4 protein-coding genes are annotated in these 13,342 nt (G+C 54.8%); all 4 read right to left on the bottom strand.

Annotation, left to right across the window (positions count from 1 at the left end; translation table 11 throughout):
- Nucleotides 1–1,955 (bottom strand): condensation domain-containing protein (locus B5D63_RS34375; RefSeq protein ID WP_143313367.1); only part of this gene is annotated, 1,955 nt, incomplete at its 3' end.
- A 19-nt stretch (nt 1,956–1,974) separates the two neighbouring features.
- Nucleotides 1,975–6,447 carry an SDR family NAD(P)-dependent oxidoreductase gene (locus tag B5D63_RS34370; protein WP_078673426.1) on the bottom strand — a complete coding sequence of 1,491 codons (4,473 nt, stop codon included), beginning with the start codon at nt 6,445–6,447 and terminating at the stop codon, nt 1,975–1,977.
- Entirely contained in the window at nt 6,437–12,106 is a 5,670-nt protein-coding gene (locus tag B5D63_RS34365; RefSeq protein ID WP_078673425.1) for a non-ribosomal peptide synthetase, read from the bottom strand. The genes B5D63_RS34370 and B5D63_RS34365 overlap by 11 nt, the downstream gene beginning before the upstream one ends.
- Before the next feature lie 12 nt (nt 12,107–12,118).
- The coding region (locus B5D63_RS34360) for a condensation domain-containing protein (protein WP_235021706.1) at nt 12,119–13,342 on the bottom strand (1,224 nt) is incomplete at its 5' end.

Genomic DNA, 13,342 nt, shown 5'->3' with positions numbered 1-13,342 from the left:
AGTACGGCGCCGTCATAGCCTGCCGGCAGCGCTGTTCCTTCGCCGGCCACCAGCACGCGGGCGCCGCAGTCCTCCAGCACGTAGCTGATACGCTCCGCAGGATAGGCCGGGTCCAGCGGCACATAAGCCGCTCCGGCTTTGAGGATGCCTAACATCCCCGCCATCAGGTGAACAGAGCGTTCCGTCAGCAGCGCTACCAACGCTCCTGGTTGTACCTGCAGTTGTTCCGTCAGCAGCCGCGCCACCCGGTCGGACCGTTCATCCAGCTCCCGGTAAGTCAACGCGCTGTCTTCAAAAACAACGGCCGTCTCTTCCGGCCGCAGCAATGCCTGCCGGCGGAACAGCGCCACAATGGTCTTGTCCCGCTCATAATCCCCTTCCGTGTTATTAAAATCAGACAACAGCTGCTGCCGTTCTTTCTCCGTGAGCAGGTCCAATTCCCGTATAACCGTGGAAGGTGAAGCCGTAATACCGGTGATCAGTTGCCGCAGGTGCCCCATCATCAGGTCTATGGTGGAAGAACGATAAAGGTCGGTATTGTATTCAATCGTCATTTGCAGCGTACCGGCTGTCTCGATGAAGTCGAACGTCAGGTCGAATTTGCAGAAGATATTTTGCCCGTCGGGGTACCGGCTGACGGCAAGTGATCCCATCCGATGGTCGCCGGCCAGGTTGATATCGTTATTCTGAAGGCTCACCATCACATCGAACAGTGGATTGCGGCTCATATCACGCCGGAGCTGCAATTCATCCACCAACTCATCAAACGGATATGACTGATAACGATAGGCGTTCAGTGTCACCTGTCTGACCTTACTGAGCAGCTGCAGATAGGTGTCTTCCGCCTGGCAACGTACCCGCAGCGCCAGGGTATTGATATACACGCCGATCTGGTCTTCCAGTTCAGGATGGTCTCTGCCGGCAATGGGAGTACCGGTGATAATATCCTCCTGGCCGGAGTACCAGTACAACAGTATATTGACAGCCGCCTGCAGACCCATAAATAAGGTAGCTCCCTGTTCCTGCACCAGCGCCCTGAACCTGGCAAATACTTCCGGATCGAGTCGTTGCTGTATCGCCGCGCCATGATAGGTTTTAATGGCCGGCCGGGCGTTGTCCGCCGGCAACTGCAACACCGGTATTTCCCCCGCTAACTGTTCCAGCCAGTATTTCCGGCAGGGCTCCATGCCGGCATCCGCCAGCCGGGCCTGTTGCCACGCTGCATAATCTTTGTAATGTATCCTCAGCGGAAGCAGGGACAGGCCGTCGTTTGTTTCAGCAGTGTTGTAAAGCTGCATCAGCTCACGGATCAATACTCCCATGGACCAGCCGTCACCGGTAATATGATGCATCACATACACGAACAGCCAGCTCTTTTCAGATAAACGATACAGACCCGCACGTAACAAGGGCCCCGACGAAAGGTCAAAAGGGATGATGTGCGCCTGCCGTATCCGTTCATCTATCTGCGCCCGCTGTTCTTCCGCACCGCGTAGGTCTTCTGGGGCTATACGAAACTTCTGGGGAGATGATTCAATATATTGCCGTATATCTCCCTGGTCATCGACCCGGAAGGCGGTCCGTAGTATTTCGTGCCGTGCAATCAGCAGGTCGAACGCGCGTTCCAGCCTCGCGACATCGGGTTCGCCCTCGAGCAGATAGGCGGCCGGCATATTATAGGCCAGATTGCCTTCCTGGTATTGACTGAGCACCCACATACGCCGCTGCACGGAGGAAAGCGCATACCCCCTGGATTCCGGCGCCACCGGGATTGTAGCTGCGGCAGGCGTTTCCTGCAAACCGTTTTTCAGGTATTGCACCAGCGCTGCCTTATGCTCCCTGATCGCATTAGCGATTGCCGTTGGTATCGGCGCCGCGCTGCTGATCCGCAGGTTATCATCTTCTAAAACGATCTGAATATGTTGTTCTCTCAGCTTTTTAAGTAGTTCGTGCATCCGTTACAGTGTTTAACCATCATATAATAGAAATAAATGCGTTTTCCGGATTTTCACCGGCCTGCAGCCATAACCTGTTGTCTATACCGGTAGCCAGCTGCCGGATGGTCCGTGCTTCAAAGAAATCATGCACTGTGATTTGTACGTCCAGCGCCTGTCGGATTCTTTTCAGTAAGATCATGGCCTTTAACGAGTCGCCTCCCAGTTCAAAAAAATCATCATCCACGCCAATGCCGGTAAATCCGAAATACTGTTCCATGATCTGGGAGAGTATTTGTTCCGTGGAAGTAGCGGCCGGCACAAAGACAGTGCTCAGCGCCGGTCTTTGTTGTATGGCGGCCGCCGCTGCTGCGCCTGGTAGTATCGCTGCAGTTTCGCGCGGGGCGTGGTAAGTGTTGTGCAAACGTTCCCCGAGGCCCTGCGCCGTTTGCCATATCACCGGAATACCGGGAGTGCCGGCGCTCCACTCAAACAATGCTATGAGTTCAGCGGGGAGCAGCGCCTTTCGTTCCTGGCGTGCTTCCGCTGCTTCCTCAGATGCGTCAAGCGCCATTTCAGAAAGACCGATACATTTCCAGGAAGGATGCTGCTGTAAACGGGAACTGATATAGTGGTCCATAAACAGGTTCGCTGCCGCATAAGCACCAAAGCCAATGCCGCCCAGTACACTGGCCAGGCTGGAGGTGATCCAGACAAAATCTGGGGATTCCTTTTCAAATACCCGGGTGAGGTTTCGGATGCCATCCACTTTAGGCCGTAAAACAGCCAGCGTATTTTCAACAGACATGTCCTCCGTCAGTTCAAAATATCGCCTGTCGATATTGCCTGCCGCATGTATCACGCCCAGAACGGGACCAAGGGTAGCTTTGACATGACTGACCGTCGTTTCTAATGCATCGTAATCGGCCGCATCACAACGGTAGTATACCGCTGTTCCCATTGCCTGCAGCTGTTTCAACCGAATGTTCCATTCGTCGTTTTCATCGGTATGTTCCACATTCCGCCGTCCTGTCAATACGACTTTGGCCTGACAGGTGCCGACCAGGTGCCGTGCCAGCAGGAACCCCACCTTACCGAGACCGCCGGTAACGAGATAAACACCGTTTTTCTTCACAGGCTGCCGCTGCGGCAGGGGCGTTTCATTCTGCTGATAAACGCTCACCCATCTGCTATGTCCGCGCCAGGCGACTGTTCTTTCCTGATGTGATTCCTGCCCGAGTTCAAGCACCAGTCCGGACAGCGTTGCACGGCTGTCGATGTCGATGTGACTGGATGACACAGGTAATTCCTGGTGCAGCGCATTCAGCAGGCCTACAGCCAGCGCCTGGGAATAACGGCTGTTCTCTGTATGATGAATGTTGAACAGATGGTCCGTGAGCAGGAAAACATGGGTATTGTTCAGTTGCCCGCCGTCCTGCAACGCCTGTATCAGGTGGGCTAACGCAAAGTAACACTGATGGATCGTCCTGTTTTGCGCTTCCAGTACCAGCGCCTCGTCCATCGCTCCGGCGGCCCATCCATACAGGATATCGGTGAAGTGCACGCCCTCCTGCCGCAGCGCTGCAGACAATAGCCCGAACTGTCCTTTATCAGCCGGGTCCATGAAGTACATTTTCCCGTCCACCTGCCGGAACGCGGTATCCGCCACCACCTGTATCACCTCGTGCCCTGCGGTGCGGAGCTGACCGACCAGTGCTGTCTCCCAGGCTGTTCCGCCGGAGAGGAACAGGAAGGATTTTATTTTTCCGGTAGCGGGCAGCAGGATGCTGCTTTTCCATACAGGATAATATATCCAGTGGTGCCACCCGTTCTTTTTGGGGGCAGACAGATATCTGTTTCCCAGTTTGAAGGGGTCTACTTCTACCGGGTAGGTTGTTTGTTCAAAAGCATACACGGGCAACGGCACCCTTCTTCTTGTTTCTTCCCTGTAATAGCACTGCCAGTCAATGCTGATGCCATTCATCCACAGTTGCGCGATAGCGTTGCCCAGCATCTGCCCGTCCGGCAGGTGCTCCCTGGCGGCAGGTACCAGCGGTATTGCAACGATATGCGTATCACCGGAAAGTTGTTGCTTTAGCAGACCGGATAAGATATGACCTGCTCCCGCTTCTATAAAACATATATCCGTTGACGTTGCCATTATGGTTTGTATCCCGGTAGCCAGTTGTACAGTCTCGCGCATGTGGCGGGACCAGTACTCCGGCGAAGTCGCCTCTGCGGCAGTTATCCATTCTCCGGTCACGTTGGATACAAAGGGGATTTTTATTTCACCCGGGGTAATCCCGTCCAGGGCGGCGCGAAATTCCGCCAGGACAGGGTCCAGCATAGCAGAGTGGAATGCATGGGAGGTATGTAACCGGACATGTGGTGTGCCGGAGCGCTCCAGTTGTGCCGTAGCCTGCTGCATTGCATCAGGCGGCCCTGACAGCACCAGTTGTTCCGGTGCATTTACAGCAGCCAGGCAAACGTGCTCATTCAGCAATGCGTCCGCCTCCTGGCGGCTGAGCGACACGCTGATCATGCTGCCGGCCGGCAGTCCGTCCATAAGGGCGGCCCTTTTTACGACTATTTTCAGTGCGTCTTCAAATGAGAATACACCGCTGACGCAGGCAGCTACCAGTTCCCCGATGCTGTGCCCGATCATATAATCCGGCTGGACACCCCATGCCATGAGTTGTTTTGCCATGGCATATTCCAGCAGGAAGATGGCTGGCTGGGCGTACAGTGTTCTGTTGATTTCCGTCCCTGACGCCGCGAACCATACTTCCTGAAGCGATTTGCCGGTAAGCTGCCGGATGATGCCGAAGCCCCTGTCCAGTATATCTTTGATAAAAGGTTCCTGTTCATACAGCGTTTGTGCCATACCATTATACTGCGATCCCTGACCGGGAAACATGAACACTGTCAGTGGTTTATTCGCTGCGGTCTGCCGGATGGCAGCTTCCGCAGGTATATTGTCCAGTTTGTGCAGCAGGTCTTCCAGATGCTGGTACGCAAAGGCATACCGGTATGGAAAATGCCGGCGGCCTGTCTGCAGCGTAAAAGACATATCTGCCAGCGCCGGACGTAGTTCCTGCTGCAGAAAGGCTTTTATCTTTTCCAGGTACCGGCAAACGGAAACGGGCGTACGGGCGGAAACGGTGAACAGTTTCCATGGCCTGCCCTCTGCCGCCGTTGTGGTAGCCGGAGCTTCTTCCAGCACCGCGTGCGCATTGGTGCCACCGATACCAAACGAACTGACACCGGCCCTCCTCGGCGTATCATCGGCTGCCGGCCAGGGCTGCAGCCTGGCGTTCACATAAAAAGGACCGCCTTCAAAATCAATCTCCGGATTGGGTGATTGAAAATGCAGAGTGGGCGGGAGCATTTTAAACTTCAGGCTTAGCGCCGTTTTTATAAGCCCCGCTACACCCGCGGCTGTGTCCAGGTGACCGATGTTCGTTTTTACAGACCCCAGCGCACAGGAATGGCTACGGTCCCGGTTAAACGCTGTATTAAGGGCTTCTACTTCAATCGGATCACCCAGGCGCGTACCGGTGCCATGCGCTTCTACGTAACTGATACCGGAAGGCGCCGTATCCGCCATCGCCAGGGCCCGCCGTATACAGTCGGCCTGCCCTTCAATACTGGGTGCGGTGAATCCAACCTTTCTGTTACCGTCGTTGTTGATGGCGCTACCCTTTATCACTGCATAAATATGGTCCCTGTCTCTGACAGCATCCTGTAAGCGTTTCAATACCACCACGCCTGCCCCTTCGCCGCCGACGGCGCCACTGGCCAGCGCGTCGAAAGCGCGGCAATGCCCGTCCCTGGAATCGATCATACCCTCCTGGTAAAAGTAGCCTTTCCGTTGCCGCGTATTCAAGGATACGCCGCCTGCCAGCGCCATGCCTGTTTCCCCCATCAGTAAACTTTTGCACGCCAGGTTAATAGCTACCAGCGAGGTGGAGCAGGCCGTATTAACGGTAAAGGCCGGCCCCCGCAGGTTGAGCTTATAAGACAATAAAGCAGACAGGTAATCCTTGTTATTCAACTGTGACAAAGTAAAGCTGTCGACCTCCCGGTTATTTTGCTGCAGCATGGAATACACCCGCCAGTTGAGATCATTTCCACCCCCGGCGTACAGGCCTATCCCCGACTTAACGGTAGCCGGATCGTATCCTGCATCTTCCAAGGCCTCCCATACACATTCATGGAAAATGCGGTGCATGGGATTCAGTACGCTGGCCTCCTCGGGCCTGTAGCCGAAAAACGCTGCGTCGAACCGCGTTTTGTGTTCCAGTACCGCATCTGCTTTTACAAAGTCGGGTCGCGCTATCTCTTGCGGTGCAACGCCTGCAGCCGCCAGGTCTTCATCTGTATAAAAACGGACGGACTCCACGCCATTAGTCAGGTTGTACCAGAATTCCTGCCAGCAGGAAGCTCCGGGAAACCGGCAGGCCATCCCTATGATGGCGATCTCTAAACCCGTATAAGGCTGGTTATGCTTCATCGGTAAACTTGTTTATCAAAAGAAGGCTGTTTTTCATGATATCTACTGAAACGTAGGGCGCATCTGCTGTTGACGGTTGCAGTTCTTCGCCGGTCTGCTCCAGGTATTGGGCCAGGTCACGGATGGCAGGCAGACCAAAGGCTTTCACTACCGGCAGGTCCTTATGGAACTGCTTCCTGATCATGGCCACCATCTTCATGAGTTTAATGGAATTGCCACCCAGCTCGAAGAAAGGCTGCGTTGTACCGATGGGCACATCGCCCAGTAGCGTTTGCCATATTTTTACCAGCTGCTGTTCAGTATCTCCGGATGGCGGTACATAGTCACCGCCTCCGGCCAGCTGTTGCCCGGCCAGGGCAGGCAAGCGCGTTTTATCTGTCTTCCCGCTGGTGGTCAATGGCATTTCCGATAGCCGTACATAGCGGGCAGGCAACATATAAGCGGGCAGTATAACGGCAAGGTCTCTACGCAGTGACGTGATATCCGGCTCCTGGTGACTCACCAGGTATGCCACCAATTCCGTTTGTCCGCCGGCATCCGGAAGCGCGACCACTGCGCAGGTAGTCACATAGGGCAGGCTGTTGATGGCCGCCTCTATCTCCCCGGTTTCGATACGAAAACCCCGTATTTTAACCTGTCCATCTTTTCTGCCCAGGTATTCCAGCTGACCGTCAGGCAGCCAGCGGCCATAATCCCCTGTCCGGTAAATTTTACTTCCCGGAACGAACGGGTCCGGCACGAACCGCAGGGCTGTCAGTTCAGGGTTGTTCAAATACCCTCTGGCCAGGCCTGCACCGGCAATGCATATCTCACCGGTGCCGCCGGGAGGAACCAGCCCTCCTTCCGCATTGAGTACACGGATGGCCGTGTTCCAGATCGGACGGCCTATGGGAATGCGGGTATCGGCGGCGCCGGTCTCATAATACGTAACATCCACTGCCGCCTCCGTAGGGCCGTACAGGTTATGCAGCGTTACCGCCGTATGCCGGTACCAGCGTTGCACCGTCTCCGGCCGTAGTGCCTCTCCGCTGGCGAATACCAGCCGCAGGCCTTCCATCCCCGCAGGCATACCCGTTTCCGGCAGCGCATCGATAAACACGTCCAGCATGCCCGGAACAAAATGCAGGCAACTGACATGATGTGCCACGATCAGCGCCTGTAAACGGTCAGGCGACAACACCTCTTCCTGGCTGCACAGCACCATGCGGGCGCCCATGCATAGCGGCATAAATATCTCCCATACGGACACGTCAAATGTGAAATTGGTCTTTTGCAGGATAACGTCCTCCCTGCTGAACCCATAGTGCTCCCACATCCACCACAACCTGTTCATAACACCATAATAGGGCATCATCACTCCCTTGGGTTTTCCGGTGGAACCGGAGGTGAAGATCACATACATCAGATCTTCCGGCGTGCCCTGGCATGGCAATGGCGCATCGCTGTATTGCGATGCCTCCGGCTGGTAAGCAGCCAGCCATGCTTCGGTGATCAACAACGGCCAATGACAGTCGTCCGCGATTTCCTGTACTCTCGGGACCGGGAATGCCGGGTCCAGCGGCACATAAGCAGCTCCGGTCTTCAGCACGGCCAGCAACGCTATTATCTGCCATTCGCTGCGGGGCAGCTGAACGCCCACCAGGTTTCCCCGGTTAACGCCGTAGCGGGTACGAAGGCAGGTCGCCAACCTGTTGGCCGCCACGTCCAGTGCGCGAAACGTGTATTCGATACTGTTATATATCAGGGCGACAGCTTCCGGCCTGGCGGCAGCCTGTTCCTCAAACAACACCGGCAATATCCGGTCGGCCGGGAAGACGTGCGCCGTATCGTTAAATTCATTCAGCAACTGACGGCTGTCTGCGTCACACAGCATATTCAAATGTCCCACCTGCTGTTCCGGCGAGGCCACTACCGCTTTCAGCAGCTGCCCGTAGTGCGCTGCCAGCCTATGCACGGTATCTTCTTCAAAGAGCGCGGTATTGTATTCAACCCGGAGTTTAAAGACGGTATCGGTCGCTGTGACCTCAAAGCCGAGATCGAACCGGGAAGTGGCGCTGGCCGGTTCTTCCGGCTTAACATCCAGGCCGTCCAGGACAATAGCCGGGGCCTCCGGCTGATTCTGCAGAATAAAGGCTGCCTGGAACAGGGGATGCCTGCTGTCATCTCTCACTTTCATCAACCGGTCGACCACCAGTTCAAACGGGATATCCTGGTGATCGAACGCTTCCAGCGTATTTTGTTTTACCGTTGCCAGCACTTCACGGAAAGAACCGGCACCTGACAGTTGAATACGGATAACCAGCATATTGATGAAAAAGCCCACCAGCTGTTCCGCAACCCGCTGCTGCCTGCCCGCTACCGCCGTTCCTGTACAAAGGTCTTCCTGCCCGCTGTAACGGTACAGCAACACGTTGAACACAGCCAGCAATGTCATGAACAAGGTAACACCCTCCTCATGGGATAATTGTTCCAGCTGGTGTTTCAAGCCTACATCAAAATAAAAATACAGGGCTTTGCCGGCGTGTTGGGCCACCGGGGCACGGGGATGGTCCACAGGCAGCATCACCGGCGTTATTCCGTCCAGTTTCTTTTCCCAGTAGGCAAGCTGCCGTACCAGGTACTCCTGCCCTTCCTGTTTCCGTTGCCAGATGGCATAATCTGCATATTGAACCGGCAAGGGCGGTAATGTGATATCGCCACCTTCTTTCAGCAGGCGGTAGTTTTCCATAAATTCGCGCACCAGTATCGGTACCGACCAACCGTCTGCCGCAATATGATGCAATACGATTATCAACAATCGTTCGTCCGTACCCGTTATTATCAATGCTGCCCGCAGCATGTGGTCCGTTGTGAGCGCAAAAGCGCGGCTGGAAAAGGCGTTGACATAGCCGGACAAATCCTGCCCTGCCGGTAGTTCTCCGCAGAAATCAAACTGCCACTTACCGGGTGGCATCATCACCTGGCGGACTTCCCCGTCGTTTTCGAGATAGACCGTACGCAATATTTCATGCCTGTCAGCAATCGCACGGATAGCCTTCTCCAGGCATACTGTATCCGTAGTGCCTTTCAGACGAAGCATCACCGGCAGGTGATAATGTGCGCTGCCTGTCAACTGATGAATGAGCCACAGCCGCTCCTGTCCGAAAGACAAGGGCAGCGCGCCTGTCCGGCTCTCCGCTGCCGGCAGCAATGGCGGCAGATAAGAAGCCGGCGTGGCCTGCATGGCATTATCATCTCCCCCTGATATCCTGATATAATCAGCCAGTTGCCGGATGCTGGTATATTGAAAGAGGTCATTGATAGTAATATCCGCGGTAAAATGTTCCCTGATGATCGCCAGCAGCCTGATCGCCTGCAGGGAATCGCCACCGGACCGGAAAAAATCGCTGGTCACACTGACATGGTCCAGCTCCAGCACCTCTTTCCAGATATCCGCCAGTTTTGCTTCTATGGCATTGGAAGCAGCAACAACAAGGGTATCTTCCTCCGGCAAGGGCGCCATTTCCTGCAGTTTTTTCCTGTCTGCCTTCCCGTTGTGGGTAACGGGCAATGCAGGGAGCGAGCGCCATACTGCAGGCACCATATAACCCGGCAGCCTTTCGGCCACATAGCTGGTCAGTTTCTCCTGGTCGAATACTGTCGCCGGCACCACAAAAGCAGTCAGTTGCAGCTGTCCGCCCGCCTGTTCTATCCCCATCACCTCACATTGCTGTACCAGGCCACTCGCCATCACCACGGCAGCCACTTCTGCCGGCTCTACCCTGTAACCACGGACCTTTACCTGATCATCGCGTCTGCCGGTATAAACGATTTTACCGTTGGCCAGCCATTTACCGGTATCGCCGGTGTAATACAACCGCTCTCCCGGCACATCGGGCCATGGCGTTGTAATGAACCGCGCTGCCGTCAGCGCCGGCTGATGCAGGTATCCGCGGGCCAGGCCGGAGCCGCCGATATATATATCGCCCGGTACGCCCACCGGCAACACCTCCTGGTGAGCGCCCAGTATATACACCTGTACATTATCTATCGGCGTGCCGATGCTTTCCATTTCATCGTCGTCCATATCGGGCTGAATAAGATGGATGGTGGTACACACCGTACACTCCGTAGGCCCGTAAGCGTTATAAAAAGACAGGTGACGGCTCAGATACCGGGCGGCGGCAGTATGAAGTTTCTCTCCCGCACTGATGATCACCCGGAGAGAAAGGAAGGTATCCCACGGCAGCGCGCCCAGGTAGGAAGGCGGCAATGTCACTACGGTAATCTGCTGTTGCTGCAGCAATGCGGAAAAAAGCTGCGCATCTTTCAGCGCCGGCCTGTCTGCCATTACCAGCCGGGCGCCGGCGCACAGGGCCATAAACATTTCGGACACCGCGGCATCGAAGGACGGGGATGCAAACTGCAACACTTTGTCGGATGCCCGTATATCGAACTGCCGGATCTGGCATTGTATCATATTCAGCAAGCCGCCGTGTTCCAGCATCACCCCTTTCGGCGTACCGGTAGTACCGCTGGTGTATATTACATAGGCCAGTGAACCAGGCAGAATGGCCGTCACCGGCTCTTCCGGGGTTTCCGTAAGATGTTGCTGGCCGCTGTCCAGCAAAAAGATGTCCCCCTGGTAATCGGGCTGTTCTGCCAGCTGGTCTATGTCTGTCAACAGTAATTTAACACCGGCATCGGCTAAAATCCACGCTTTCCTTTTGGCCGGCAGCGCTGTGTCCAGCGGCAGGTAAGCGGCGCCGGTTTTCAGAATGGCCAGCATGGCGACTACCCATTTATCGGAAGGCGGCAACATCAGCGCAACAATTTCATCAGCGCCCGGACGATAGTGGTTTTTCAGGTAACCCGCCAGTTTATTGACTTCGTTGTTCAGCTTATCATAGGTGAGCATTGTATCACCATATGCAAGGGCTATCGCATCAGGTGTGGCGCTAACGTTTTTTTCAAACAGGGAGATCACGGTCCGTTCGTCATGCCGTTCCCTGGCAGTACGGTTAAATCCGTGCACGATCATCTCCCGTTGTGCAGCATCCAGCAGCGTCATGTTTTTCACCATACAGTCCAACTCCCCGGCATACGAGAGCACCTGCACCCACTGCCGGAATAGCTGTGCGATGAAGTCCCCGGTGAAGGCTTGCTGATCATAATTAAAATGCAGGCTTATTTTGTCCGCCTCTCTGCAGATATCAATACGGAGGTCATCATCAGCGGTCTGAACACCGGCGTGGATTTCCGGATACGCCAGCAGGACGTTTGACAACGTCCGGTGTGCTACCGGCAACGTATAAGCCGTCTTTAAAGCATGGTTCACGCTATTCAGGAGCTGCCGCAACGAACTGGTGTCAGGGACATTCACACTTACCATGATACGCTCTTCCCTGCCTGTCTGCCCGGCCATTAACGGCATTCCCAGGGTGATACGGTCCGCCTGCAGGAGTTTCTTCAATACGATGCTGAGTGTACCAAACATACAAACGTACAAGGCAGAGGCATCTTCTCTCGTAATCTGCAGCAGTGTGGTGGCTACCGTAGCCGGTATCCCGCCTGTATAGCCGGCAAAACTATGGTGTGCCCCGGTGGCAGCCCGTTCCCGGAAAACAAACGGAGGTTCAATAGTCAGCGGAGACTGTTGCTCCGATACTTGTTCGGTCATCTCAAAAAACGATTAAAAATTTATTGAAAAATGGTCTTTCAAATCCTCCACAGTAGTGGTGGTATCTTCTTCCATACCAACTGTGGCGACAGGTATGTCGGGAGAGCCTGCCAGTTGCGTGAGTACAGAAAGGAAACGGTCCATCAGTAACCGGACGGTATGCCGGCGAAACAAAGCGAGATTATATTCAAAATTAACGGTGAACCGGTCTTCCCGCTCAATAAACTCCATGCGGAGGTCCACCGATGACGTGGTGTTATCAAAAGGAAGCACCGTTACCTCCATTTCCCCCATACGGTTAACTTCCTGCCGGTGCACCTTCAGGTTCTGTAATACGACCACCACATCAAACAGTGGCGCCCTGCCGGCATCTCTTGTATAGCGCAGCCCGGAAACAACTTTATCGAAAGGATACTCCTGGTGTTTACTGGCCTCCAGCATAGACTGGCGGACAGCCATCACCACGTTGCGGTAAGTGTAATGGTGCTCAAGGCGGGTACGCAAGGCCAAAGTATTCAGATAAAAGCCTACCTGCGTTTCCAGTTCGGCATGACTCCTCAGCGAAACGGGATACCCCACCACAATCTCCTGATCTCCTGTATACCGGAACAGGAGCACTTTAGCAGCAGCCATCAGCAGGTTGTATAAGCTTACCCCCCAATTTCCTGCCAGCGCCTGCATCCGGGCATAAACATCAGGATGGATGCTATCCGAAACAATGCCCGCCCCGGGCATCCATACGGCAGGTCTGGCAAAATCCGTTGGCAGGTTAAGACGGGGAATCCCTCCACCCAACTGTGAGAGCCAGTATGCACGATGCGCGGCCATGCTCTCCTGCTGCAGCCGCTCCTGCTGCCAGCAGGCATAGTCCTTGTATTGTAAACGTAACGGCGGCAGCAATGCTTCTTCCCCGCTGCTATAAGCTTCGTATAAACGCAGCACCTCTCCCACGATCACTTCCATTGACCAGCCATCGGTGATAATGTGATGCAGGGTTAGTACAAATACATATTCAGACGCACCCGTACGCAGCAGTCTTGCCCGTATCAAAGGCCCTTGTGACAAGTCAAATGCCGTTGTTTGTTCCGACGCCACCACACTGCTCACCGTCTCGGCCGCCGCACGCAGATCTGTTTCTTCCAGGTGGAAACCGCAGGCGGCAATATCCAGTATTTCTTGCACCGGCATACCGTCTACCGTCTTAAAAACAGTGCGGAGGCTCTCATGCCGAGCCAC

The organism is Chitinophaga eiseniae, from assembly GCF_900167135.1.
GTDB lineage: Bacteria > Bacteroidota > Bacteroidia > Chitinophagales > Chitinophagaceae > Chitinophaga > Chitinophaga eiseniae.
Note: the sequence above shows the minus strand (reverse complement) of the source record. Positions and strands in the feature narration are given on the sequence as shown.